At 69.5% G+C, this 22,978-nt stretch carries 26 protein-coding genes; 14 read left to right on the top strand and 12 right to left on the bottom strand.

Annotated elements, in window-relative coordinates; genetic code table 11:
- Nucleotides 1-97: 97 nt before the first annotated feature.
- The 3 genes from QSV35_RS16770 to QSV35_RS16760 form a co-directional block, all read right to left on the bottom strand.
- A complete protein-coding gene (locus QSV35_RS16770; RefSeq protein ID WP_286289972.1) occupies nt 98-952 on the bottom strand; it encodes an NAD(P)H-dependent flavin oxidoreductase in 855 nt (284 codons plus the stop codon).
- A gap of 126 nt (nt 953-1,078) precedes the next feature.
- Nucleotides 1,079-2,290: a serine/threonine-protein kinase gene (locus QSV35_RS16765; protein WP_286289971.1), complete on the bottom strand. Its 1,212-nt coding sequence runs from the start codon at nt 2,288-2,290 to the stop codon at nt 1,079-1,081.
- Nucleotides 2,291-2,292: 2 nt separating this feature from the next.
- Complete coding sequence (locus QSV35_RS16760) at nt 2,293-2,736, bottom strand: hypothetical protein (RefSeq protein WP_286289970.1); 444 nt, start codon at nt 2,734-2,736, stop codon at nt 2,293-2,295.
- Nucleotides 2,737-2,856: 120 nt separating this feature from the next.
- Between QSV35_RS16760 and QSV35_RS16755 the strand changes: the two genes are divergently transcribed.
- The 3 genes from QSV35_RS16755 (at nt 2,857) to QSV35_RS16745 (ending at nt 4,332) form a co-directional block, all read left to right on the top strand.
- On the top strand, nt 2,857-3,216 hold the full coding sequence (locus QSV35_RS16755; RefSeq protein ID WP_286289969.1) for an SPW repeat domain-containing protein: 360 nt from the start codon (nt 2,857-2,859) through the stop codon (nt 3,214-3,216).
- A 67-nt stretch (nt 3,217-3,283) separates the two neighbouring features.
- On the top strand, nt 3,284-3,898 hold the full coding sequence (locus QSV35_RS16750) for a TetR/AcrR family transcriptional regulator (RefSeq protein ID WP_286289968.1): 615 nt from the start codon (nt 3,284-3,286) through the stop codon (nt 3,896-3,898).
- A gap of 83 nt (nt 3,899-3,981) precedes the next feature.
- A complete protein-coding gene (locus tag QSV35_RS16745; RefSeq protein ID WP_286289967.1) occupies nt 3,982-4,332 on the top strand; it encodes a metallopeptidase family protein in 351 nt (116 codons plus the stop codon).
- A 70-nt stretch (nt 4,333-4,402) separates the two neighbouring features.
- On the opposite strand, the gene QSV35_RS16740 is transcribed toward QSV35_RS16745, so the two are convergent.
- The 3 genes from QSV35_RS16740 to QSV35_RS16730 all read right to left on the bottom strand — a co-directional run bounded on the left by QSV35_RS16740 (nt 4,403) and on the right by QSV35_RS16730 (nt 6,671).
- A complete protein-coding gene (locus QSV35_RS16740) occupies nt 4,403-5,266 on the bottom strand; it encodes a S41 family peptidase (RefSeq protein WP_286289966.1) in 864 nt (287 codons plus the stop codon).
- Between the two features lie 52 nt (nt 5,267-5,318).
- Entirely contained in the window at nt 5,319-6,335 is a 1,017-nt protein-coding gene (locus QSV35_RS16735; RefSeq protein ID WP_286289965.1) for a synaptic vesicle VAT-1 family membrane protein, read from the bottom strand.
- Between the two features lie 72 nt (nt 6,336-6,407).
- On the bottom strand, nt 6,408-6,671 hold the full coding sequence (locus tag QSV35_RS16730; RefSeq protein WP_286289964.1) for a hypothetical protein: 264 nt from the start codon (nt 6,669-6,671) through the stop codon (nt 6,408-6,410).
- A 213-nt stretch (nt 6,672-6,884) separates the two neighbouring features.
- Between QSV35_RS16730 and QSV35_RS16725 the strand changes: the two genes are divergently transcribed.
- Nucleotides 6,885-7,430, top strand: coding sequence for a pyridoxamine 5'-phosphate oxidase family protein (locus QSV35_RS16725; protein ID WP_286289963.1), 546 nt, complete (start codon nt 6,885-6,887; stop codon nt 7,428-7,430).
- A gap of 15 nt (nt 7,431-7,445) precedes the next feature.
- Here QSV35_RS16725 and QSV35_RS16720 read toward each other — a convergent pair whose 3' ends face one another.
- Complete coding sequence (locus QSV35_RS16720) at nt 7,446-8,270, bottom strand: phosphotransferase (RefSeq protein WP_286289962.1); 825 nt, start codon at nt 8,268-8,270, stop codon at nt 7,446-7,448.
- A gap of 62 nt (nt 8,271-8,332) precedes the next feature.
- Here QSV35_RS16720 and QSV35_RS16715 point away from each other — a divergent pair, with 62 nt between their 5' ends.
- Complete coding sequence (locus tag QSV35_RS16715; protein ID WP_286289961.1) at nt 8,333-8,788, top strand: VOC family protein; 456 nt, start codon at nt 8,333-8,335, stop codon at nt 8,786-8,788.
- Nucleotides 8,789-8,797: 9 nt separating this feature from the next.
- Here the strand turns inward: QSV35_RS16715 and QSV35_RS16710 are convergent, their stop codons facing one another.
- Nucleotides 8,798-9,052 (bottom strand): hypothetical protein, encoded by a 255-nt coding sequence (locus tag QSV35_RS16710; protein ID WP_286289960.1) that lies wholly within the window; start codon nt 9,050-9,052, stop codon nt 8,798-8,800.
- 13 nt (nt 9,053-9,065) lie between these two features.
- Between QSV35_RS16710 and QSV35_RS16705 the strand changes: the two genes are divergently transcribed.
- Nucleotides 9,066-9,350, top strand: coding sequence for a hypothetical protein (locus tag QSV35_RS16705; protein ID WP_286289959.1), 285 nt, complete (start codon nt 9,066-9,068; stop codon nt 9,348-9,350).
- Between the two features lie 191 nt (nt 9,351-9,541).
- Here the strand turns inward: QSV35_RS16705 and QSV35_RS16700 are convergent, their stop codons facing one another.
- A complete protein-coding gene (locus QSV35_RS16700) occupies nt 9,542-10,108 on the bottom strand; it encodes a VanZ family protein (RefSeq protein WP_286289958.1) in 567 nt (188 codons plus the stop codon).
- Nucleotides 10,109-10,266: 158 nt separating this feature from the next.
- On the opposite strand from QSV35_RS16700, the gene QSV35_RS16695 reads away from it, so the two are divergent.
- A complete protein-coding gene (locus QSV35_RS16695; RefSeq protein ID WP_286289957.1) occupies nt 10,267-10,695 on the top strand; it encodes a hypothetical protein in 429 nt (142 codons plus the stop codon).
- A gap of 27 nt (nt 10,696-10,722) precedes the next feature.
- Here QSV35_RS16695 and QSV35_RS16690 read toward each other — a convergent pair whose 3' ends face one another.
- The 3 genes from QSV35_RS16690 to QSV35_RS16680 all read right to left on the bottom strand — a co-directional run bounded on the left by QSV35_RS16690 (nt 10,723) and on the right by QSV35_RS16680 (nt 13,314).
- A complete protein-coding gene (locus tag QSV35_RS16690; protein ID WP_286289956.1) occupies nt 10,723-11,406 on the bottom strand; it encodes a class I SAM-dependent methyltransferase in 684 nt (227 codons plus the stop codon).
- Nucleotides 11,403-11,858 carry an SRPBCC family protein gene (locus QSV35_RS16685; protein WP_286289955.1) on the bottom strand — a complete coding sequence of 152 codons (456 nt, stop codon included), beginning with the start codon at nt 11,856-11,858 and terminating at the stop codon, nt 11,403-11,405. Before QSV35_RS16685 ends, QSV35_RS16690 begins: the two co-directional genes overlap by 4 nt.
- Before the next feature lie 97 nt (nt 11,859-11,955).
- Nucleotides 11,956-13,314 carry a D-alanyl-D-alanine carboxypeptidase family protein gene (locus tag QSV35_RS16680; protein ID WP_286289954.1) on the bottom strand — a complete coding sequence of 453 codons (1,359 nt, stop codon included), beginning with the start codon at nt 13,312-13,314 and terminating at the stop codon, nt 11,956-11,958.
- A gap of 282 nt (nt 13,315-13,596) precedes the next feature.
- Between QSV35_RS16680 and QSV35_RS16675 the strand changes: the two genes are divergently transcribed.
- From QSV35_RS16675 to QSV35_RS16645, 7 genes are all read left to right on the top strand, one after another.
- Complete coding sequence (locus tag QSV35_RS16675; RefSeq protein ID WP_286289953.1) at nt 13,597-14,988, top strand: serine hydrolase domain-containing protein; 1,392 nt, start codon at nt 13,597-13,599, stop codon at nt 14,986-14,988.
- Complete coding sequence (locus tag QSV35_RS16670; RefSeq protein ID WP_286289952.1) at nt 14,985-15,905, top strand: serine hydrolase; 921 nt, start codon at nt 14,985-14,987, stop codon at nt 15,903-15,905. Before QSV35_RS16675 ends, QSV35_RS16670 begins: the two co-directional genes overlap by 4 nt.
- A 104-nt stretch (nt 15,906-16,009) precedes the next feature.
- Nucleotides 16,010-17,590 carry an ABC transporter substrate-binding protein gene (locus QSV35_RS16665; protein ID WP_286289951.1) on the top strand — a complete coding sequence of 527 codons (1,581 nt, stop codon included), beginning with the start codon at nt 16,010-16,012 and terminating at the stop codon, nt 17,588-17,590.
- Entirely contained in the window at nt 17,587-18,918 is a 1,332-nt protein-coding gene (locus QSV35_RS16660) for a serine hydrolase domain-containing protein (protein WP_286289950.1), read from the top strand. Before QSV35_RS16665 ends, QSV35_RS16660 begins: the two co-directional genes overlap by 4 nt.
- 38 nt (nt 18,919-18,956) lie before the next feature.
- A complete protein-coding gene (locus tag QSV35_RS16655) occupies nt 18,957-19,955 on the top strand; it encodes an ABC transporter permease (protein WP_286289949.1) in 999 nt (332 codons plus the stop codon).
- Nucleotides 19,955-21,910 carry a dipeptide/oligopeptide/nickel ABC transporter permease/ATP-binding protein gene (locus tag QSV35_RS16650; RefSeq protein WP_286289948.1) on the top strand — a complete coding sequence of 652 codons (1,956 nt, stop codon included), beginning with the start codon at nt 19,955-19,957 and terminating at the stop codon, nt 21,908-21,910. Before QSV35_RS16655 ends, QSV35_RS16650 begins: the two co-directional genes overlap by 1 nt.
- Nucleotides 21,907-22,968, top strand: coding sequence for an ABC transporter ATP-binding protein (locus QSV35_RS16645; RefSeq protein WP_286289947.1), 1,062 nt, complete (start codon nt 21,907-21,909; stop codon nt 22,966-22,968). The genes QSV35_RS16650 and QSV35_RS16645 overlap by 4 nt, the downstream gene beginning before the upstream one ends.
- The last annotated feature ends 10 nt before the right edge of the window (nt 22,969-22,978 follow it).

The raw sequence follows: 22,978 nt of genomic DNA, 5'->3' as shown, positions 1-22,978 counted from the left end.
CCTCTCGGCTCGTCTACACCCTCGCGAAGAGCGACGACGAGGCCTCCCGGGATGGACCCGTGGTCGTGACGGTGGGCTGCGCCGAACCCGGCGGGCTTCAGTCCAGCAACGCGGTCAGCTCGGCGACGATCTCGGCCGCGGACTGAACCCGATGCACGTGATCGATCGAGAGGCCCGCGTACCACGGCATCACCCCGGGCCGGTCGGACCCGCTGGCGGCCGGCATCGTGCTCCGGTTGCCCGCGGACCGAGCGCCCTCGAGCGAGGTCCTGACGACGCGCACGGTTGCGGGCCAATCGCCGTCGTCATCGAAATAGTCGGTGAGCACGGTGTCGCCGGCCGTTCGAGCGATCAGCGCCGCCAGATATTCCGGATGAACTCCCGCTTCACGCGCGCCCAGGAATCGCGTGCCGATGCGCACTGCATCCGCGCCGGCGTCGATCAGCTCCCGGACTCGCTTAGGCGTACCGATGCCACCTGCCGCGACGACGGGGATGCTCACGTTCGCCAGAGTGTTGCGAAGAAGTTCGTCCAGCGGACCCGCTCCGCGGACATGGCCGCCGGCCTCGATCCCCTGGATCACCACGAAGTCACACCCCGCCTGCTCCGCCAGCGCGGCCTCCGAAGCGGAGCCGACCTGCCATGAGACCAGCGCGCCCGCCTCGTGCCCTGCCGCCACGCCCGCCGCCACGGGCTCGCCCCAGAAGAATTCGACCACGCGAGCTCCGCGCGTCCGCTCGGCTATGCCCTCGAACGTCGGCAGGTAGGGCAGCAGGAACCCCATGCCCAGCGTGCCCGCGGGATGGGACGGAAGACCGAGTCCCATAGGGAGCATGCCCAGGCCGCCGGCGGCCGCGACGGCCTGCGCCAGCTCCTCGGTTCCGACCCCGCCGAGAGCGGCCAACTGCAGAGGCAGCTTGCAACCGACCAGGTCGGTGAACCGTGTTCTCATGGCGGCATTGTGCCACGGCCGCCGTCATCGCCCCAGGGCCATATCCGGATCTTCAGCGACCACCGCACGGCAGAAGGCGATCCTTGTGCTTCACCGAAGCGGATCCACCGGTCGCGTTCTCCCCGGTCAGGGTTTGGTGCCGGTGGAGACCTGGTGCTCGAGTTGTTTGAGATGCTCGCCCAATTGACCGCTGACCGCGGGATAGCTGCTGACCGGATCGGGTGCCGACCGGGTCGTGGCGGTGAGGGCCATGAAGGCGATGATGCCGCCGGCCACGGCTGCCAGAAGGCCGATGACCAGGACCATCGTCCGCGACCTCGGTGGTCTGGGGGCGACGGATGCCGCGTGATCCATTCGCCGAGTCGGCGTGGGAGCGGGGTCGGGGGCGGGCATGATGAGAGTCGCGCGGGTGGATCCCCCGTCATCGGACTCGGCCCCCAGCAGCAAGCGGATGGTCGCCAGATCATCGACCGGAGCATCGGCATCGGGCACTATGGCCTGATCCGGCAGTCGGCTCAGACGGCTGACGACTTCTTCGGCAGTGGGACGTCGCGCAGGGTCGCGGGCTGTCATGGCCCGCAGGAGCTCCCACCACGGCGAGCCGAGCCGGACGGGAATCTCCGGGTCGCGGGCCAGTCGCGCTGAGGCCGCCTCGACCGGATTGCCCTCGAATTCGCGGCGCCCCGTGAGGCACTCCAGGAGCACCAGTCCGAGCGAGTAGATGTCGGTGGCGGGCGTGAGGCCCCATCCGGCGACCTGCTCCGGACTCATGTAGCTGGCCGTTCCGATGACGGATCCGGTGGCTGTCAAGTTCGCCGCGTCGACGAGCCGGGCGATGCCGAGGTCGGTGAGCTTGGCGGCGACGGCATGATCCGACTCCGGCAGCAGGATGTTCGCCGGCGAGACGTCGCGGTGGATCACGCCCTGGCTGTGGATGTATCCCAGCGCACGTGCGATGTCGGCTCCGATCGCTCCGACAGCCGCCTGGTCGATCGGCCCATGTCGCAGCCGGTGTCGGGCGTCCGATCCCGCGACGAATTCGAGGACGAGGACAGCGCGTCCGTCCGCATCCGCGATCGCGTCGAAGAGGGTCACCAGGCATTGATGCGACAGCCGCGCGAGGAGGCGCACCTCCCCTTGCTGGCGATCGAGGTCGTCGGCTGACGCGTACTCGGGGCGGAAGATCTTCAACGCGACCTCGCGGCCCAGCGTCTCGTCGGTCGCCCGATAGATCTCGGCCATTCCTCCGCGGCCGATCATGTCGGTGATCCGGTACCGGCCCGCAACCAGTCCGCCGACCGCGGGTCGGTTGCGCTGGAGTCTCCTCGTCTGCGTCACGCTCAGCCTCCGTCCCCGTTGTCGCCCTTGCCGTTCTTCCCTTTCCCGTTCCGGTTCTGCTGATCCTCCTGCTGCTGTTGGATCTGCTGGAGCTGTTGCTGCAGGCGGGCTTGCGCGGCCTGGTCCAACAGGTGCGAAAGATCGGCGCGGATCGTCGCGATGGACGCCGTGATCGCGTCGTGCCGGACGCGACTGATCTCACCTCGGCCGAACGCGGCGTTGTTCAACCGCTCCAGAGCGGCGAGCTTCTCCTTCGCGCCCGCCAGATCATTCGCGTCGGCGGCCTGCGCCACCGCGAGCACCCCGTGCTGAAGTGTGCTGGCCGTGTCGGTGGAATACGACCCGCCGGTGCAACCGGTCAACGTGACCGCCAACACCACTGCACCTGCGACAGCCCACCGGGATCTCGTCGTGTCGGCTCGCGACGTCAGCCAGCTTCTCGACATCCATCAAAGGTAACCGCCGAGGGCGCCGCCGGAAGCATCTTGACCGGGCGGTCAGTCAGGCATACCGTTGAGTCGACCCCCGAATCGGGAGCCATCACCTTTCGAAGGAGGGAGAGTCGAATGAAGAAGTGGATGCGTTGGGAGGACTGGGTGGCCGTCGGCGTCGGACTCGTCGTCGCGCTGTCCACGTTCGTCTTGCCGCACGTCGGCGCCTCGATGGCGTGGATGCTCACACTCGGCATCCTGCTGATCGCTTCCGGTGTCGTGAACCTGGCCATGCCCGGCCTCGTCGCCACCGAATACGTGCAGCTGGCGCTCGGCATCCTGCTCGTCATCGCGCCGTGGATCGGCCAGTACGCGAGCGGAGGGAACATGGGGCCCGCGTGGGTCAGTTGGATCGGCGGCGCGGTCGCGGCGATCGTCGCGGCGATCGCCATCAGACCGGCCATGCACGCGCACGACAAGTCCCTCCCGCACTGATTCGTCGTTCGAGAGACTGGGATGACGGCTGAGCCGCCGTCCCAGTCGCGCTTGTGAGGAAGTCGCCATGACCAGAAGCCGGGAGAGCAGGGCGCTGATCCTGGATGCGGCGGAGCGCCTGTTCGCGGAGCGCGGCTTCGACGCCACGCCGACGGCCGCGATCGCCGGTTCCGCGGGTGTGCCGAAGGGGCTTCTGTTCTACTACTTCCCCAGCAAGACGGATCTCCTGCGGGCACTGGTCGGAGAGCGGCTCGAGCTCGACCCGATCGACATCACCGCACTCATCGCCCGCGGGGACCCAGCGCGCGCCCTGCTCAACGTCTCTCGCGTGCTGCGCCGCCTCCAAGAGGAGTCAGCCGTACGGCGCGTCATCGTCTGGCGCGAGCAGCGCACGCATCCCGAGGTGCACGCGAGTCTGCGCGACTATCGCCGTCAGCTGCAGAGCCTCGTCGAGCAGGTGCTGCGGGCCAGCATCCTTCATCCGATCGCCGCACACCGGCTCCGGGCTGCAGCGACCGCCTGGGTGGCGATCATCATGACCCCGACGCTGCACGACCACATCGCGCCGGATGCGCCCGCGCCTCCCGAGCTCGCAGAGGCACCCGCCGATGCGGCCGACGCCGCCGACCTGCCAACGCTCGCCGACCTGATCTCCGCCGGCCTGCAGGATCCGGCCGCCTGAGGAGGCGAGAGCGGGGAGCCGACGACCGAGATGCGCGAGCGCGATCGGCCCCGCGCCTTCCGGCGGCACGCACAATAGGTGCCATGGTCGAGATCTCCGACGCAGACTTCCAGGCGATGGTCGGCGAGGAGTACGACGCCCTGCCCGACGACATGGTGAGGGGTCTCGAGAATGTCGCGATCCTCATCGCGAATCAGCCTCCGGGCGAGCGGCCGCGGCTCTTCGGGCTCTACAGCGGACGTCCGTTGAAGACCCGCGGTGTGTACGGCTATGGCGAGCTCCCCGACCGGATCACCCTGTTCAAGAACAACATGCAGGAGCACAGCGCGGATCTCGACGCCCTCCGGCTGCGCGTGCGCATCACCCTCGTGCACGAGATCGGGCACTACTTCGGGCTGGATGACGCGCGCCTGCGCGAACTCGGGTGGGCCTAGACGCGGAGGCGGTGCCGTCAGTGCGCCCGCGAGACGTGATCGTCAGGACTCATGCGGGTCACGTCGCGCCTTATGCGCCGCTCGTCGTCGCATCCGTTCCTGCATGATTCAGGGCGACGTCGAGCGCATCCACTGCGGCGCACGCGATGTCGGGGACCACGCCGACCCCCTCCCAGTTCGCGCCCGTGACGGCGTTCACCGAGCGCGCAGTCGGGACGTGCAGCTGCAGGTGAGGCGTGAGCTCGAAATCCTCACGCGGGTGGGCACCGCCGCCGGTCCGCTCACCGACGACGATGGCGCGGCCGAGCGCCTGCAGGTCGTAGGCGAGCTCCTCACCGCCGCTGAACGTCCGGGCGCTGGTGAGCACGTAGACGGGGATGTCGGGATCGACCTTCGGTGAGACGAACGTCGCGGTCCAGAACTGCGTGACACCGCCGTCGCGGCGCACCAGGTCCTGCACGTGCACCGGCTCGTCGCCGGTCAGGTGGCTGACGATCATCGACACGGTCTCGGGGACACCGCCGAGGCATCCGCGCAGGTCGATGATCAACGGCGACACACCCTGCAGGAGCGTCAGCGCGGCCGAGATGGCCGGGCCGGCGTACTCCCCCGTCGGGATCACCGGCCCGATCGCGAGCAGTCCTTCGTTGCCGGGGAGGCGGCGAACCTCGGTCACACCCGGTCCGTTCTCGCGCACCAGCTCGGCGATGACCTCGCGCGGGTCCGGCTCGGGTGCGATCGGCGCCGGGAAGTAGCGCACGCGCAGATGCCGGTCGCCGTTGACCTCTTGCAGGGCTGCTGTCAGCGCCTCCGCCGCCGCCGGGCCGTCGGTCTCGTCCACCGCGAACCCGTCGAGGCCGTCGGCGATCGCGGCGGCGATGTCGGGAAAGACGTAGTGCTCGCGGACGAGGTCTTGGATGCGGTCGATCAGCATCGTCCCAGTCAAGCGCACGCCGCAAGCCGCGGCGAGCATCGGCTGCGGCCAGTCATGTCGTCAACACCACCTTGCCGGCACTCCGGCGATCTTCGATGTACGCGTGGGCGTCTCGAACGTCGTCGAACGCGAACGCTCTGTCCACATGCGGACGCACCCACCCGTCGTCGACGGCATCCAACAGAGTCGACATCCACCCCGCGACCATGTCCGACTCGCCCCACATGTGCCCGAGGTTCACACCGAACACCGCCTTGTTGGCGCTCAGCAGCGCCACCGGGTGGAACAGCGGCATGCCGGCCGCCGCCTTGCCGAGCCGCAGCGACCCCGGCAGCCGGGACGAGCTCGCGGTCGATACGCCGAACATGCCGAGCCGGCCGGTCGCGCGGAGCGCTCGGTAGCTCTTCTTCCAGTGGCTGCCGCCGAGCGGGTCGGTGATGAGCGCGACGCCCTTGCCTTCCGTGAGGCGATCGACCTCGACCGACCAGTCCGTCGTGCGGTAGTCGATGACCTCGTGCGCTCCCCGCTCGAGGAGGAACGCATGCTTGCCCGCACTGGCCGTGCCGTAGATCGTGGCTCCGATGTGCCGCGCGATGTCGATGGCCGCGAGCCCGAGACCGCTTCCCATGTTGTGGATCAGCACCGTTTCGCCCGGCTTGAGCGAGCCCATCACGACGAGCAGCTGCCAGGCCGTGAGGTAGCTCACGGGGATGCCGGCGGCCTCCTCGTACGAGAGCGCGTCCGGCTTGTCGAACACCTGCGCGCGGGGCACGCAGACGACATCGGAATAGCCGCCGAAGCGCGTCAGCGCGACCACATCCTTTCCGATCCAGTTCGCATCCACACCGCTTCCGACCTCGTCCACCGTGCCGGAAACCTCGTAGCCGACGACGGTCGGCAAGGGCGGAGCATCCGGATACAGACCCTGCCGCGCGAGGATGTCGGCGAAGTTGATCCCGCTCGCGCGCACGCGGATGCGCACCTCCCCCGCGCCGGGTCGAGGATCGGGGGCTTCGCGCACCTCGAGCTTCTCGGGACCTCCGCGGCCGACGAGGACGATCTGCTTCATGGCACCTCCGGTGCACGACACGAGGTTCGGAACGCTCCACGATCGCACGCTGGACGCCGCGAGCGCCACACTTCAGCGCCGAGCGCGGCGCCACCTGACCCAGATGGCCACAAGTGTGCCGAGCACCACGATGAGCATCGCAGCGAGCCAGATCCACACGTTCGTCTCGATGCCCACGATCGAGCGCTGATACCCACCGCACGACGAAGTCCCGCCTGGCACGGCATCGTCGCACCAGCCCACACCGATGACGGGCGCGAGGAGCACCGACGCGATCACGACGGCGAACAGACCCCACCAGCGTGCTGCGGCGGGCGGCCGAGGGTTCGTGGCCATGGCGAAAGCATGGCAGAGCAGCCGCCATCCACGCGTGATCGATGGCAGATCGCAACCGAGCGCACCGCTATCGTCGCGCCGCAGGTGGGCCTGCCGCCTCGAGATCTACCTCAGTGAGCCGGATGTCGACATGAACGAGTGGGCGACCGAGCTCGCGTTCAAGCTCGCGGACGACTGAAACGGGCAGACCGCATCGCCTGCGAAGATGGCCCCATGGCCACGCAGTACGACGAGATCTCCGACCGCCTCCGCGAGTTCATCGCGCAGCAGCACATGTTCTTCGTCGGCACGGCCGCGCGCGACGGGCGGGTCAACGTGTCGCCGAAGGGCCTCGATTCGCTCCGGGTCCTCGGGCCGAACCGCGTCGTGTGGCTCAACGGCACGGGCAGCGGCAACGAGTCCGCCGCGCACCTGCTGGACACGCCCCGGATGACCTTGATGTTCTGCGCGTTCGAGGGGAAGCCCCTCATCCTCCGCCTGTACGGCACGGCACGCACCATCCATGAAGGCGAACCCGGATGGGACGAGCTGATCGCGCTGTTCCCGCCGATGCGCGGCGCGCGCAACATCTTCGACGTGGAGGTCGACCTCGTGCAGACCTCCTGCGGGTTCGGCGTGCCGCTCTTCGACTACGCCGAGCAGCGCACCCTCATGGACTCGTGGGCCATGAACAGGGGCCCCGAAGGGCTCCAGAGCTACCAACGCGAACGCAACGCCGTCAGCATCGACGGATTCCCGACGGGCCTCCCCGTGCGCTGACCCGCCGAGAGCTTCTCACCCGCGGACAGCGCGCTCCAGCCGTTCGGCGTTGTCGCGCAGCCACTGCGCTCGACGCCGGATGCGGTCGCCGATCCCGTCATCCCACATCCGCTGCCATCCGCCGCCAAGGGTCTCGGCGCGCGACTTCATGAGGAACCACGAGCGATCGGCCTGGTTGATCGCGAGCTCCACCAGCACGGCCCGCGCCGCGTCATCCAGCCCGTACGCGTCGACGATCAGCGTGCCGGTCGCGACCGGGTCGACATCCCGGGTCGCGCGCTCACGATCGTCGACCGGCATCCACCCGCCCCACCACAGCAGGACGTTGGTGACCTCCTCCGCACGGGTCGCGGGACGTATCAGGTCGAAGTCGATGAGCGCGGCCGCTCTCCCCTCTCGGAAGACCACGTTCTCCGGCGTCACGTCGAGGTGGCCGACGAGCGTCGGCCGAGGCGCGATGGATGCGGGGATGCCGGGAGGGTCCGGATGGCGCAACTCCGTCGCCCAGTCGGGCACGCCGAGCGACTCGACAGCGTCGTCGTATGCGCGCACCAGCATGGCAACCCCGGCGATCCGCTCGGGATCGGCAACCCACTCCGGCCACGGGCGGCCGGCGACCTCCCCGTCGACGAAATCCAGGATGTCGCGGCCCTTCGCATCGACACCGTGGAAGCGCGGGGCGCCGGCGAATCCCACCGACTCCAGGTGGCCGAGCACACGGCGCACAGCGTCGGACGCTCCGCTCACGGGCCGACGGACGGTGTCGCCGACCCGCACAACCCCTTCGGTGACGTCGCCGCCGAGGAGCGGCACCTCGATGTCATCCGCATTCGACGTCATCCCTCCAACCTATGGCCGACGCGAGCGATGGATGCCGCGGAACCCTGGGTAGCATGCACGGCATGGCCATCAGACTGGACAACGTCGGCATCGCCGTGCGCGACCTCGACGCAACGATCGCCTTCTTCACCGACCTCGGACTCACGGTCGTCGGGCGCGACACCGTGAGCGGCGAGTGGACCGACACGGCGGTCGGGCTCGACGGCAATCACGCGAAGATCGCAATGCTCCAGACGCCCGACGGGCACGGCCGGATCGAGCTCTTCGAGTACATCCACCCCGACGCGATCGAGACGGAGCCCACGCTCCCGAACGAGATCGGCATGCACCGCGTCGCCTTCGCGGTCGACGACATCGACGAGGCCCTTGCGATCGCGGCGAAGCATGGATGCCACCCGCTGCGCGGTGTCGCCGACTACGAGGGTGTCTACAAGCTGACCTACGTGCGCGGTCCGAGCGGCATCATCGTCATGTTCGCCGAAGACCTCCGCCGCCGCGGCGCCTCCGCGGAATCGTAGCGACGCCCGTCAGCGCCAGGACGATTCCGGGATCGAGTCGGGCGACGTCTGCGCGTAGGTCTGGAAGTCCAGGGCGATCGACGGCGTGTTCGGATCTTCCGCTGCCGCGTCGGTGCCGATCTGCACCCACGACTGCAGCGTCAGCGTCGACAGCGTCGTGCGCGACGGATCGGCGTTGAGGGCGGCTGCCACGACGTCCCCGATGGCGATGAGCTTCGCGCGGGTGAGCGGCAGGCTGCACGCGTGCACGATCGCGTCGTACATCCCCGGATGCTCGGTGGAGGCCACCACCTGCACCCCCGGGCTCAACACCACGCCGGCCGGCAGCTCAGCGCGCGAGGCCGCCCCGACGATGGGCTCGCCGCCGGCCACAGCGGGCAGCGGACTGCTCGCGTACTTCTCGCATGCCGCCGGAGCGCTGGGCGTGGAAGGCGTGCGCGAACCGCCCTCCGTGGCTGGATCGGGCGTCGTCGCCGCGCAGCCGGCCAAGAGGAGAACAGACATCGAGACGAGCGAGAAGGACAGCCTGTGCTTCGGCGACATGGCCACTCGATTCCTATGAACGATGTAGTTAGTGTCGCACGAGGCGATCGCGGGTGAAAGCGACTACACGATCGCGCGCACCCCGAGCGGCGTCGCGATCCGTGCCGAGATCGGCGCGTTCACGAAGACGACGGTCTGCCCGACGGTCCCGGGCGGAGGCTCATGGGGCGGCCCGGGCAGGGCTGAGCCACTCACCTCGCCGGACGTCGCTCACATGCGGAGCCGGATGACGAACAGGAAGTAATACAGGACCGGCAGTGCGAGCACCGACAGCACCGCGATCGCGGTGCGCGCCCGGCTGCGACCCCGTAGGACCGCGCGGAGCACGACGAACAGCAGGATCCCCAGGAGCCCACCCAGGCAGTTCAAGATGACGTCGTCGATATCCGAGGCGCCGAGCGCGAACAGGCCCTGGATGATCTCCACCGCGACGCTCACCGACGCGATGACCAGCATCGTCTTCGCAATCGTCATCCTCGTCAGCAGGGAGAGATATGCACCGAGCGGAATGAAGAGGAGCACGTTGCCGGCGATGTTGCCGAACGCGAATCTTCTCGTTCCCGCCGAACCGCTGAACAGGTAGTCGGCGACGCTCGCGAACGGGATGAGGTTGATCGATCGCTCGGAGCCGGGTGTGCGCGAGAGGAGCAGCAGCTTCAGGAGGAATGCGACGTAGAGCGCGAACACCACCCAGATGACGACGGTCTCGACCTTGGCGCGCGTGGTCAGGAGCCGCCAGGTCGACCGGTCCTCGACGATGTCGCTCTGCGCAGGCATCCCCGCACAGTACACGGCGAACCTCTTCGCCGACCGATCAGCCGCGGACTACTCCCCTGAGAGTACGCACAGCTACGCCTGGGGCCTCATGACAGCGCCCAGCGAGGCGAGCAGGATGGGCATGTCCGGCTCGATCCGCCGAAGGAAAGGCATCCCCCATGTCCACCCCGACCACCTCACCGCAAGATCTGGTCCGCCGATCCCGTGAGGCGCTCCTCGCCCTCGCTCTCCAGTTCCTGCTCGGAATGGGCACCAACCTCATCGGCACGCCGGAGGAGAACACCGGCGCCGCCAGCGTCATCGCCGGCATCCTCCTCGGCCTGCACGCGCTGGTCGGCATCGGCGTCATCATCGTGTCCGTCCGCGTCTGGATGGTCTCGCGACGCACCGGGATCGCCGTGAACGCCGCGCTCTGGGCATTCATCGTCATCATCGTCACGTTCCTCGCCGGTGTCGGCACGATGATGACGAACAACAACGGCTGGCTGTCGTTCGTCATGTCCCTCGGGTTCGTCGTCGCGGCGGCGCTCTACGTCGTCACCGGCGCCAGCGCACTGGCACGGCAGCGGACCGGGGACGCGGCCTGACGGCCGGATCGCAGGAGGGCCGGGTCCTCATCGGCGGATGAGCGCCGATGAGGAGCCGGCCGCGAGGAACGCCGTCCCGAAGCACAGCTCGGTCCACGAGCACTCGGGGAGCGCGTCCTGCATCGCCGCACGGATCGTCTCCCAGGGGCGCCGCGCCATCCACTGATCGAGGGATGCGGACGTCCCCACCACCGCGACCCCGAGGTGCGACAGCCACCCGGGAGCGTGCTCCGGAAGCTTGAGATCCAGGACGACCCACCGGCCGCCGGCCGAGAGCGCCGCCGCGCCGTGGGCGATCACGCTCCCGCAGTCCGGAACCTGCGTCAGCGCGTACGTGGACAGGATCGCATCCGCCCGTTCCGGAAAGGGGAAGGCGGCCGCATCCATCTGCACGAGCCGGACGTTCCCCCATCCGTGCGCTTCGACGCGGACCTGCGCCCGCTCGAGCATCGCATCGGTGAGGTCGACGCCGACCAGGTGTCCGCTCGGGCCGATCGCGTCCTCGATCATCCCGAAGTTCGCGCCTGTGCCGCAGGCGATCTCGACCACGGCGTCCCCCGCGTGCAGATTGAGCGCCCGCACGGCACGGACGCGCTGGGCGTGCTCCGGATAGCCCGGAACCGGGGACAGCCGGGAGACGAGGTCGTAGTGCCGAGCCTTGCGGCGGTAGGTCTCGATGAGCCGCTCGCGCGTGGAGTCCGCCTTGGTCACGGCTCCCCCGCATCCGCCTCGACCGCGGCCTTGATCGCCGCCATCTCGATGTCGCTCGTGTGCTGGACCTGCGATTCCAGCGTGCGCGCGGGGATGGCGCGCATCACATTGGCGCGGTCGATCTCGACCCACATCATCGTGTCGGTGTGCCCGCCGTCCACGGCCGCGAACTCCATGCCCCACCGAGCGACGGATGTGCCCATCGTGCCCGCGAACGCGAGAGATCGGGGCGAATCGACGAGCGTCACGCGCTCACTGCGCCGGTGGTTCCAGCCGAAGTCCCGCGCGCGCTGATCGATCCAGCCGCCCGCCTGCAGCACGCCGCCTCCGCGGACCTCGCACGCGAGGACCGTCGGCGCCCACTCGGCCCAGCGCCCGACATCGCACAGGTAGCCCCACACGTCGTCGACGCTGCCGGCGACCGTGAGTCGACTCTCGGTCCTGATCGTCATTGTTCGGGAGAGCGGATGCCGGCCGCGTGGTCGACACGTCCTCCTCGTGTGACACGAAACGGCCGCGCGGATGGTTCAATCCACGCCGCCGGCTGCCTCAGTCGCCGCCGAGCTCGAACGGGTGCGTGAGCCGCCACCAGTCCGTGGGCGGCGCGATGCTGCCCTCGATCTGCACCGGGACGCTTACCGTCTGCGAGCCGGCCTTCCAGGTGAGGCTCCCGACGACCGCGCCGTCCTGGTACGACGTCGGTGTCGTCGTCTTCATCGTGACGGTGATCGGCGTATCCGACCAGGTGCGGATGGACGCGCTGTCACGGATGACCATGCGGGCGCTCGAGCCCCATCGGGTCGTGTACGTACCGAGCTGCTGCCCCGCGTCCGCGAGGCTGACGTCGTGGAATCCGGCCTTGATGCTGTCGAGCAGCGCCTTGACGTCGTGGCTGACGGAGTCATGCGTCTGACCGCCGAGCATCACTCCGGTCACCTGGAGCGGGGCGCCCGAGCCGACGTCGAGGGACGCGGCGTACAGCAGGTTGTGAGTGCCCGTTCCGAGGTTCCCGGTCTTCAGGCCCGTGATGCCGTCGACACCGAGCAGGTCGTTCGTGTTCTGCAGCGCGCCTGCGCCCGGCACGTTCTGGGACTTGGTGCCCGCGATCGCGACGAGTGCGGGATTGGTCGCGGCGATCTTCCCCAGCTTGATGAGGTCGGTCGGCGTGCTGGTGTTGCGCGCGCTCATCCCGGTGGGCTCGACGATGGTCGTGTGGGTGAGGCCGTTCGCAGCGAGCCACTTCTTCGCCGCACTCGTATAGCCGCCCGGCGAGCCGAAGGCCCAGGTGGACAGTGCGTCCGCGTAGTTCGCCGATGACGGGAGCAGCATCGTGGAGATCGCGTCGCGCTCCGACATCGAGCTGCCCGTCGGCATGGGCGAGATGGTCGCGCCCATCACGAAGTACTTGTCGTACAGGTCGTGCTGCGCCTTGCTCCACGTGATCGTGGGTCCGGCGTCGTTGGCATCCGCGAGCGGCTTGGCGTGGAGGACGACGAGCGCCGTGATCAGCTTGCTGATGCTCGCGATGGGGCGAGGGCCATCCCCTCCGCTCGTCTTCCAGATGCCTGCGGCATCCGCACCGAGGTACTGGTCGGCACCCGCGACCGAGATGGCGGCGGACCCTTCCGCCGGCAGCGCGAGGGTCGCGGCAGCGGGCGTCGGGATCGCCGGCGGCTGGGAGGACACGGTGGGCGAGCTCACCGGCGCGTTCAGCGCCCAGGCCGCATACCCGGCCGGCGTGCCGAGGAGGACGAGCAGTACGACCGCCGTGATGATGAGGCCCCGCCGGCGGCGGCGGCGCCGGGTCGGCTGGTCGGCCCCGGAGCTGACGGCGTCATACTCGCGCTCGTCGAGCATCAGCTCCTTGAGATCGGCGAACTCGTCGCGCGACTCTTCCTGCGTCGTCATACGGCGCGCCCTTCGGGGATCCGGGGAGAGGCGACGCGGCGGGATGCGTCTCCTTAATCACACTTCAGGACATATCTAACATGCTTTCTTGATGCTGAAGCTGTGAAGTGCGTCCCGGTGTGGAGACGCCAGCAGACGTGCCGATCGAGGCGGTTCGTGCGGGAGCACCAACGTCGCCGCAAGCCTCGTCGGGACGAACGAACGCCGCGTCGTTCTGCGCGCATAGTCTCGGCGCACTGCCGTCGCCCCGAGAGACGGCGCACTCGACGAAGAGGAGCGCTCATGTCCGATCTGACCGAAGTCGGCGCCTGGGTGCGGGACAACCTTCCCCGCATCATCGCCGACGCGCACATCCCCGCCGCATCCGTGGGGATCCTGACCGCCGACGGCGAGATCTTCACGACCGCCGCCGGCATCCTGAACCGCAACACTGGGGTCGAAGCCGATGAGGACTCGGTCTTCCAGATCGGCTCGATCACCAAGACCTGGACCGCGACGCTCATCATGCAGTTGGTGGACGACGGCCTGCTCGACTTGGACGCGCCCGTCCGCGACGTGGTGCCGGCGTTCGAAGTCGGCGACGAGGCGGCGGCGAGCGCGATCACCGCCCGTCAGCTGCTCAGCCATGTCAGCGGCTTCGAAGGCGATCTCTTCAACGACACAGGCGCGGGCGACGACGCGGTCGAGAAGTATCTCGCCACCATCGGAGACACCCCGCAGCTGTTCACCCCCGGCGAGCGGTTCTCCTACAACAACGCCGCCTACGTCGTCCTCGGCCGCATCGTCGAGGTCCTGCGGGGGAAGCCCTACGACCAGGCGCTGCGAGAGCATCTCGTCGCGCCGCTCGGGCTCACGCACGTCGCCACCGACGCATCCCAGGCCATCATGTTCCGCGCCGCTCTCGGACATCTCCCCGCAGAGGACGGCGGCGAGCCTGTCCCCGCACCGGTGTGGAGCCTCGTACGGTCGAACGCCCCCGCCGGATCGATGCTCGCGATGACCGCGCACGACCTGCTCGCGTACGCGCGCATGCATCTGGCGGGCGGCGTCGCCGCGGACGGTACGCGAGTGCTCTCGGGAAGCAGCGTACGGGCGATGCAGGAACGCCAGGTCACCCTCCCCGATCTCGGCGTCCTGGGAGACGCCTGGGGCCTCGGCTGGGAGATCTTCGATTGGCCCGGCGGCCCCGTCATCGGCCACGACGGCGGCACGATCGGCCAGAGCTCGTTCCTGCGGATGGTCCCCTCGGCGGGAGTCGCCGTGGCGATCCTCACCAATGGCGGGCAGACGGTCGACGCGTACACGACCATCACGAGCCGAGTGCTCTCGGCGCTCGCCGGCGTCTCCGTGCCCGCGCTGCCCACCCCGCCGGAGGTCGCCCTGCCCGTCGACCTCGAGCGGATCCTCGGCACCTACTCCTCGTCGGTGTCGGACTCCACGGTGAGCATCGACGACGAGGGGCGGATCTGGCTGACGCGGACCATGAAGGGCATCTTCGCAACTCTGGGTCCCGCCCCGGAGCCTGTCGAGCTGGTCGGCTGGAGCGGAGAGACCCTGCTCCCCCGGACGGCGTCGCAGGGGATGCACATGCCGCACGCGTTCGTCGGCGACGACGGCGACGGCCACGCGCTGTACCTGCACACGGGACGCGCCGACCGGAGGGTCGGCGCATGACCGCCATCGGAACGGACGCCGGGACGATGACCGATCCCGCGATCGCGGAGATCTTCGCCGACGCAGGCGCGGACGGCTTCCTGCACGCGCGGGAGATCGGCGTCGACGGCGATGCCGAGGTGGACTGCGGCGCCGACGAGCCCGTTGTCCTGGCGTCGGTCTTCAAGATCCTCGTCCTGACGGCGTTCGTCCGCGCGGTCGCCGCCGGACAGCTGGATCCGACCGAGAGGACGACCGTCACCGCGCGGTACCGCACGGGCGGCATCGGCACCGCCGGCTTCTCCGACGACGTTCAGGCCAGCTGGCGGGATCTCGCTCAGAACATGATGACGATGAGCGACAACGCGGCCACCGATGTCGTGTACCACCGTCTCGGCGCTGACGCCGTCGATCGCGTCATCGCGGACCTCGGACTGCAGAACACACGACTGATCGGCTGCTGCGAGGATCTGTTCGCCTCCGTCGTCGCGGATCTGGACGGCGAGGACGGCGACGATCTGGACGAGCTCCTCGGCGCGGCCGGTCCAGAGCGACTGCTCGGGATCGGCGCCCTGGATCCGGCCCGGACGTCCGCATCCACCCCGCGTGACATCACGACTCTGCTGACAGCGCTGTGGACCGATACAGCGGCCCCCGCCGAGGCCTGTGCCCAGGCGCGCGCCATCATGGCGCAGCAGATCTGGCCGCACCGACTCACCTCCGGATTCCCCTCCGGCGTGCAGATCGCCGCGAAGACCGGAACCCTGCCCACCTGGCGCAACGAGGCCGGCGTGGTCACCTATCCCGACGGCCGCCAGTACGCGGTCGCCGTGTTCACCCGGGCGCACACGCTCGCCGAGCGGCAGCCCCGCGTCGACGCCGCGATCGGCCAGGCCGGGTACGCCGCCGTGGAGCGACTGCGCGCTGCCGCATCCTGACCCGCGGGCGGACCGGTGCGCCGGTCCGCCCGCCCTTGGGCTCCTCGCGATCCCGCATCACTTCCTTCGATCCCGCATCACACGACACCTGCTGGAGACATCTCATGCGACACCGCATTCCGCTGATCGCGCTCCTCGGCGCGACCGCCCTCGCCCTGACCTCGTGCGCCGGAGGCGGCGCGACCGCAGCCGGCAATGACGCCGCGCTCGCGAACGGAAAGACGTTCACATACGCCATCGCCACCGACCCCGGTTCCCTGGATCCGTTCGTCACCGTCCTGTCGGTGGCCCGCAACATCGACCGGTTCCTGTACGCGCGACTCGTCGAGGTGAAGGACGACGGCACCGTCACCTCCGGCCTCGCCGAGAAGTGGACCGCCGACACCACGACCGCCACCTTCACTCTGCGCGACAAGGTCACCTGCGAGGACGGCACCCCGCTGACCGCGACGGCCGTCGCGGCGAACATCACCCACATCGCAGACCCGGCGACGGCCTCTCCCCTGCTGGGGCTCCAGGTGCAGCCGGGCACCACGGCCGTCGGTGACGACGCCGCCCGCACAGTGACCGTGACCAGCGGCCACCCCGACGCGTTCCTCCTCGACAACGTCGGGAGCGTCCCGATCGTGTGCGGCACCGTGATGAAGGACCCCAAGGCGCTCGCCGCCGGCAAGGGCGCCACGGGGATGTTCACGATGACCCAGGTCACGCCGAACAGCCAGTACGAGCTCACCCGGCGCAAGGACTTCACGTGGGGACCCGGCAACTGGGATGCGGCTCAGAAGGGCCTGCCCGACAAGACGGTCTTCCGCGTCATCCCCAACCAGACCACCGCGACGAACCTCCTGCTCTCCGGAGAGGTCAATGCGGCCAATGTCACGGGGCCGGACCAGAAGCGCCTCGAACAGGCGAAGCTCTTCAGCGCCCAGATCGTGACTCCTGCCGGTGAGCTCACGTACAACCAGGCCTCGGGCCGCCCGACCGCGGATCCCGCCGTGCGCAAGGCGCTCACACAGTCGTTGGATCTGGCCCAGGCCCGGCAGGTCCTCGGTGGCGTCGAGCCGACCGGCCTCGTCACCGTCGTTCCGAACCCCTGCCGCGCCGACACTGTGAAGGGGAACGTCGCAGGCTACGACGCGAAGGCCGCGGGCGCCGCGCTCGATGCCGCCGGATGGAAGCTCGGCTCGGACGGCGTCCGCACCAAGGACGGCAAGCCGCTCGCGCTCAAGATGATCTACTCGACCCAGCTCGGCGACACCGGCACCGCGGCCGCCGAACTCCTGCAGTCGATGTGGAAGAAGGCCGGCGCGACCGTGACCGTGACCGCGGTCGACGGGCCGACCCTCAGCGAGACCCTGTTCTCCACGGGGGACTGGGACATCTCCGGCGCCGCGCTCACGGTCGGACTGCCCTCGCAGCTGGTGCCGTTCTACTCCGGCCCGGCATCGCCCAACGGCACGAACTTCGCGGGGGTCGACAACGCCGACTACAAGGCCTCGGTGACGGCCGCGTCGACCAAGGCCGGCACGGAGGGCTGCGACGACTGGGCGGCCGGTGAGAAGGCGCTGATGACCACCTCGACCGTGGTCCCCTATGCGAACCTCGCCGTCCCCACCTTCGGCAACAAGGCCACGTTCACCGTCGGAGACGGGATCGACCCGACGTCGATCCGCATGTACCAGTGAGCGAGGACATCGTGCTCGACGAGCTGCAACGGCTCCTGGACGCCGCCGTCCGTGAGATGAACGTGCCGGGCGTGGCGATCGGCATCGTCGACGGCGACTCCGATCACGTGCTCACCGCGGGCGTCGCGTCCACCGTGACCGGCGCCCCGGTGACCGCGGACACCCTGTTCGCGATCGGATCGACTTCGAAGACCGTGACCGCCACGGCGGCCATGCACCTCATCGAGGAGGGCGCATTCGACCTGGACACCCGGGTCGTCGATCTCCTGCCCGAGCTGCGCCTGTCCGACCCCGAGGCGCAGGAGAAGCTCCTCGTGCGGCACCTGCTCACCCACTCCGGAGGGTTCCTCGGCGACATCGACGACGACCCCCAGGACTGGGGCGCGGACGCGCTGGCGCGGAGCATCGCGGGCTTCCGTGAGCTGCCGCAGCTCTTCGCACCGGGATCGATCGCGTCGTACAGCAACGCCGGGCTGCGCCTGCTCGGCCATCTCACGTCCGTCGTGGCCGGTCGGCCATTCGAGGATCTCATCGCAGGGACCGTGCTGAACCCCCTCGGCATGACGGACAGCGTGTACTTCCCGTGGGAGGGGATCGTACGACCGGTCGCGGTGGGCCACACCGTCGCGGACGGCATGCCGAAGCCGGCCCCTGTGTGGGGGCTCGCCCGTGACATGGCGCCCGAGGGCGGGCTGCTCTCGTCGGTGCGCGACCAGCTGCGGTACGCCCGATTCCATCTCCGCGGAGAGGCGCAGGGCCCCGCGCCGATCGGCGACGAGACGAGACGGATGATGCAGCGCGCACACATCGAGGTGGGCCCGCCCCTCGAGGCCATCGGCCTCCCCTGGCTGCTCACGCACGTCGGCGACGCGCGCGTCGTGCGGCACGGGGGGAACATCTCCAACCTCCAGCTCAGCGAGATGGTGCTGCTTCCCGACCACGACCTCGCCGTCACCGTCCTGATGAATGGTGCGAGCCCTCTCGGACCGCAGCTGGTGTCGTGGTGCCTGGAGAATCTGCGCGGCATCCATCCCGCCCCGGCCGAGGATGCCGTGCCGCATCCGTCGCCCGAAGAGGTCGTCGGGAGCTACGACGTCAACCTCTGGCAGAACGTGGTGACGCTCGAGGGCGGCGACATCGTGGTGACCCCGGAGCTGCGGCAGGACCTCGTCGATCAGGGGTTCCCTCCGCTGCCGACCGTGCGCGCGCGGCTCGGAGCCGATCTGCTGCTCCGGGATGCAGACGGGCACGCGCTCGGCCGCTTCCTCACCGCCGCGGACGGCACGGAGTTCCTGCACATCGGACTGCGGGCCGCGCCGCGCATCTGAAACCGGCATCGCGAGAACGAGGTTGTGAGGAACCAGTCGTGACCAGTACCACCGCCACACGGGCCATACTCATCCGATCCGCGCGTTCGCGGAGCCCGTGGCTGTCCTTCCTGACCCGCCGCGCGGGGTTGTTCTTCCTCTCGGTCTGGGTGCTGGTCACGGCCACCTTCCTGATGATCCACCTCGTCCCGGGAGACCCCGTGCGCGCCGCCCTGGGTCTCGCCGCGCCGGCAGAGCTCGTCAACGCGCGGCGTGCGGCCCTCGGACTCGATCAGCCGCTGATCGTGCAGTACTTCACCTACCTGGGGAACCTCGCCCACGGCAACCTCGGGGTCTCGATGATCACCAACCAGCCGGTGTCGGACATCATCGCCACCCGGCTTCCTCCGACCCTGCAGCTCGCGCTGCTCGCCGTGCTCGTCGTGCTGCTGGCGTCTGTGCCGATCGGCGTGTCGATGGCGGTGGCGACGCGCGCCGGGCGACGACACGGACTGGAGCTCGGCTTCGCGATCGTCACCGTCGTGTTCGCCGCCATCCCCGAATTCCTCCTCGCGGTCGGGCTGGTCTACTTCTTCGCCGTCCAACTCGGGTGGTTCCCGGTCGCGGGATACGGCGGACCGATCTTCTTCGTGCTCCCGGTCGCCGCACTCGCGATCGGCCCCATCGCGGTCTTCTCCCGCCTGGTCCGTGTCGAGGTGCTGGGCGTCCTCGGGCAGGACTACATCCGCACGGCGCGCGCGAAGCGCCTGCATCCCGTACGCGTCTACACGCGCCACGCGCTGCCCAACGCCATGACGGCGACTCTCACCCTGACGGGACTGCTGCTGGCCGGGATGGTGACCGGCACCGTCCTCGTGGAGAACGTCTTCGCCTGGCCGGGGCTCGGGACCATGATCGTGCAGTCGATCCTCACCAAGGACTATCCGGTGGTGCAGGCGATCGTGCTCGTCTACGGCATGGCCGTCCTGCTGGTGAACCTCGTGATAGACATCGGCCTCGCCGTCCTCGATCCGCGCTCGACGATCAAGGAGGCGTGATGTCCGCCGCATCCACGATGAAGGCCGTCGTCCGGTCGCCGTTGGGGCTGGTGTCGCTCGTCCTGGTCGGCCTTCTGCTGCTCGTCGCGGTGCTCGGACCGATGATCTGCGGCGCCCAAGCGGCGCAGATCGATCCGGCCGCGATCTATCAGAGCCCGAGCCTCGCGCATCCGCTGGGGACCGATGCCCTCGGCCGCGACGTGCTCGCGCGGGTCCTCGTGGCGACGCGCCTGTCCCTCGAGCTGGCGCTGGCCGCGGTGGTCATCGGGGTCGTCACGGGAACGATCCTCGGCACGGCGCCCGCCGTGCTCCCCCGCCCGGCCGGCCGGGCCCTGTCGACGTTCGTCAACATCGCCGTCGCCTTCCCCGGCCTTCTGCTGGCGCTGTTCTTCGCCGTGATCTTCGGCGTGGGCAGCACGGGCGCCGTCCTCGCGATCGGCTTCGCGATGGCGCCGGGCTTCGCGCGGCTCACCCACACGATGTCCGCGGCCATCGCCGGGCGCGACTACATCGCCGCGGCCCGCGTGGCCGGAGTCTCCCGGTTCCGTGTGCTGACCCGGCACATCCTGCCGAACATCGGCGAGCCGCTCATCGTGAACGCCACGATCGGCGCAGGCGGTGCGCTGCTCGCCTTCGCAGGCCTGTCGTTCCTCGGCCTCGGAGTGCAGGCGCCCGCATACGACTGGGGGCGGCTCCTCGGCGAGGGGCTCAACCGCATCTATCTGAACCCGGCGGCGGCCCTCGGCCCCGCTGCCGCGGTCGTGATCGCAGGACTCGCCTTCAACCTCCTCGGCGAGACGGCGGCCGCAGCCCTCGGGGGCCGCACCGCGCGTCACCCCCGCCCGCTCCGCCAGACCGCGCCGAGAGATGCCTCCGAGCCCGCGAAGGCCGTCGTCGACGACGACGCCGTCCTCATCGTCGACGACCTGCGGGTGTCCTTCCCCGCCGCAGACGGCCGGGTGACCCCCGTGCGCGGCGTGAGCTTCTCGATCTCTCGCGGCGAGGCGGTCGGGGTCGTCGGCGAGTCCGGATCCGGCAAGAGCCTGACCGCCCTGGCGGTGGCGCAGCTCATCGAGACGCCGGGCCATGTGTCGGCCGCACGCCTCGAGTTCTGCGGCACCCCCCTGCTCGACACGCCCGAACGGGCGACACGACGTCTGCTGGGCACGTCGCTCGCGATGGTGTTCCAGGATCCGATGACCTCGTTCAACCCGACCCGCAGGGTCGGGTCGCAGCTCGCCGAGGCCGCATCGGAGTACCAGGGGCTCAGCAGCGCGGCATCCATGGACCGCGCGATCGAGCGCCTCAAGGCCGTCCGCGTGCCGGCGGCCGATCGGCGCGCCCGCCAGTTCCCGCACGAGTTCTCCGGCGGGATGCGGCAGCGCGCCATGATCGCCATGGGGCTGATGAACCACCCGAAGCTGATCATCGCCGACGAGCCGACCACGGCGCTCGACGTCACGGTGCAGCGTCAGGTGCTGCAGCTGCTCGCGGCAATCCGCCGCGACACCCAGGCGGCGATCCTGCTGATCAGCCATGACATCGCCGTCGTCGCGCAGACGTCCGATCGGGTGCTCGTGATGTACGCGGGCCGCATCGTGGAAGACCTCCCGGCGACCAGCCTGAACGAGAACGCCCGGCACCCCTACACGCGCGCGCTCCTCGACGTCGTCCCGGATCTCGACACCGACCGGCACGCGCCGCTGCGGATGATCCCGGGCCGCCCGCCGGCCCCCGGCGCGTTCCCGGTCGGCTGTGCGTTCGCGGATCGCTGCCCGTTCGCCTCCGCTGTGTGCCGCGAGCGCGACCCCGAACCGGTCGATGACGGCGCCGGTCACAGGGTCGCCTGCTGGCATCCCCTCGACGGCGCCGCACCCGTCGTCGCTGTGCCGGCCATCACCGCGACCGTGCCCGTCTCCGAGCGGGAACCCGAACCCGAGGGGGTCTCTCGATGAGCGAGCTGCGCTTCGATCACGTGAGTGTGCGATACGGCACGCACCGGTCCGGCCTCACCGCGGTCGACGACGTGAGCCTCGTCGTCCCCTCCGGATCGGTCGTGGGACTCGTCGGGGAATCCGGGTCCGGCAAGTCGACGCTCGCGCGCGCCGCGATCGGGCTCGCACCGATCAGCGAAGGCGCGATCACGCTGGACGGCGCCGACGTGCGCTCGTTCCGCCGACGTCGGCCGATCCAGATGGTGTTCCAGGATCCGTTCTCCTCTCTCGATCCGCGGATGAGCATCGGCGAGTCGATCGCCGAGGCGCTGCCGCGCAGCATCCGGGGTCCTGTGGCCCGTCGCGCCAGGGTCGCTCGACTCCTCGAGCTGGTCAGCCTCGATCCCGATCGTGCCGGGTCCCTCCCGTCCGCACTGTCCGGCGGGCAGCGGCAGCGCGTCGCGCTGGCCCGTGCGCTCGCCGCGGACCCCGAGGTGATCATCGCCGACGAGATCACCTCGGCGCTGGACGTCTCCGTGCAGGGAGCCGTTCTCAACCTCGTCCGCGAGCTGCGTCAGGAGCTCGACCTGACGATGCTGTTCATCTCGCACAACCTCGCCGTGGTGCGGTATCTCAGCGACCACGTCGCCGTGATGTACCTCGGCCGGATCGTCGAGTTCGGCCCGACCGAGCAGGTGCTCGCCGACCCGCAGCACCCCTACACGCGGGAACTGCTCGCCGCCGCGCCCACCCGGCACGGGGATCTGCTCGGCACCGACGGCGCGGCAGCGCTGGACGTGGAACCGCCCGACCCGCACGACCCGCCGAGTGGATGCCGCTTCCACCCGCGATGCCCGATCGGGCCCGCGGTCCGCTCGGATCGCGCGGTCTGCAACATGGTCGTCCCCCTGCTGCCCACCGGGGCTCGTGGCGCTGCCTGCCACTTCGCCGGCACCGGTTCCACGCTGCCGATCGGCACTGTGCCCGAGCTGCCGATCGGCACTGTGCCCCGCGCCGAAGACGGCGCCGACCTTTCAGCGCAGACGACAACATCCGCCGTCGAGGTGCGGACACAGTGAATACCGACCA

It is taken from the genome of Microbacterium candidum, from assembly GCF_030315975.1.
Taxonomy (GTDB): Bacteria; Actinomycetota; Actinomycetes; order Actinomycetales; family Microbacteriaceae; genus Microbacterium; species Microbacterium candidum.
This window is presented reverse-complemented; position numbering and strand designations above follow the sequence as displayed.

What these genes read in the sequence shown, in the direction of transcription:
- QSV35_RS16770 (WP_286289972.1), bottom strand. Translation starts at nt 952, where the DNA reads ATGAGAACACGGTTCACCGACCTGGTCGGTTGCAAGCTGCCTCTGCAG.
- QSV35_RS16760 (WP_286289970.1), bottom strand. Translation starts at nt 2,736, where the DNA reads ATGTCGAGAAGCTGGCTGACGTCGCGAGCCGACACGACGAGATCCCGG.
- QSV35_RS16755 (WP_286289969.1), top strand. Translation starts at nt 2,857, where the DNA reads ATGAAGAAGTGGATGCGTTGGGAGGACTGGGTGGCCGTCGGCGTCGGA.
- QSV35_RS16750 (WP_286289968.1), top strand. Translation starts at nt 3,284, where the DNA reads ATGACCAGAAGCCGGGAGAGCAGGGCGCTGATCCTGGATGCGGCGGAG.
- QSV35_RS16745 (WP_286289967.1), top strand. Translation starts at nt 3,982, where the DNA reads ATGGTCGAGATCTCCGACGCAGACTTCCAGGCGATGGTCGGCGAGGAG.
- QSV35_RS16740 (WP_286289966.1), bottom strand. Translation starts at nt 5,266, where the DNA reads ATGCTGATCGACCGCATCCAAGACCTCGTCCGCGAGCACTACGTCTTT.
- QSV35_RS16735 (WP_286289965.1), bottom strand. Translation starts at nt 6,335, where the DNA reads ATGAAGCAGATCGTCCTCGTCGGCCGCGGAGGTCCCGAGAAGCTCGAG.
- QSV35_RS16730 (WP_286289964.1), bottom strand. Translation starts at nt 6,671, where the DNA reads ATGGCCACGAACCCTCGGCCGCCCGCCGCAGCACGCTGGTGGGGTCTG.
- QSV35_RS16725 (WP_286289963.1), top strand. Translation starts at nt 6,885, where the DNA reads ATGGCCACGCAGTACGACGAGATCTCCGACCGCCTCCGCGAGTTCATC.
- QSV35_RS16720 (WP_286289962.1), bottom strand. Translation starts at nt 8,270, where the DNA reads ATGACGTCGAATGCGGATGACATCGAGGTGCCGCTCCTCGGCGGCGAC.
- QSV35_RS16715 (WP_286289961.1), top strand. Translation starts at nt 8,333, where the DNA reads ATGGCCATCAGACTGGACAACGTCGGCATCGCCGTGCGCGACCTCGAC.
- QSV35_RS16710 (WP_286289960.1), bottom strand. Translation starts at nt 9,052, where the DNA reads ATGTACGACGCGATCGTGCACGCGTGCAGCCTGCCGCTCACCCGCGCG.
- QSV35_RS16700 (WP_286289958.1), bottom strand. Translation starts at nt 10,108, where the DNA reads ATGCCTGCGCAGAGCGACATCGTCGAGGACCGGTCGACCTGGCGGCTC.
- QSV35_RS16695 (WP_286289957.1), top strand. Translation starts at nt 10,267, where the DNA reads ATGTCCACCCCGACCACCTCACCGCAAGATCTGGTCCGCCGATCCCGT.
- QSV35_RS16685 (WP_286289955.1), bottom strand. Translation starts at nt 11,858, where the DNA reads ATGACGATCAGGACCGAGAGTCGACTCACGGTCGCCGGCAGCGTCGAC.
- QSV35_RS16680 (WP_286289954.1), bottom strand. Translation starts at nt 13,314, where the DNA reads ATGACGACGCAGGAAGAGTCGCGCGACGAGTTCGCCGATCTCAAGGAG.
- QSV35_RS16675 (WP_286289953.1), top strand. Translation starts at nt 13,597, where the DNA reads ATGTCCGATCTGACCGAAGTCGGCGCCTGGGTGCGGGACAACCTTCCC.
- QSV35_RS16670 (WP_286289952.1), top strand. Translation starts at nt 14,985, where the DNA reads ATGACCGCCATCGGAACGGACGCCGGGACGATGACCGATCCCGCGATC.
- QSV35_RS16665 (WP_286289951.1), top strand. Translation starts at nt 16,010, where the DNA reads ATGCGACACCGCATTCCGCTGATCGCGCTCCTCGGCGCGACCGCCCTC.
- QSV35_RS16650 (WP_286289948.1), top strand. Translation starts at nt 19,955, where the DNA reads ATGTCCGCCGCATCCACGATGAAGGCCGTCGTCCGGTCGCCGTTGGGG.
- QSV35_RS16645 (WP_286289947.1), top strand. Translation starts at nt 21,907, where the DNA reads ATGAGCGAGCTGCGCTTCGATCACGTGAGTGTGCGATACGGCACGCAC.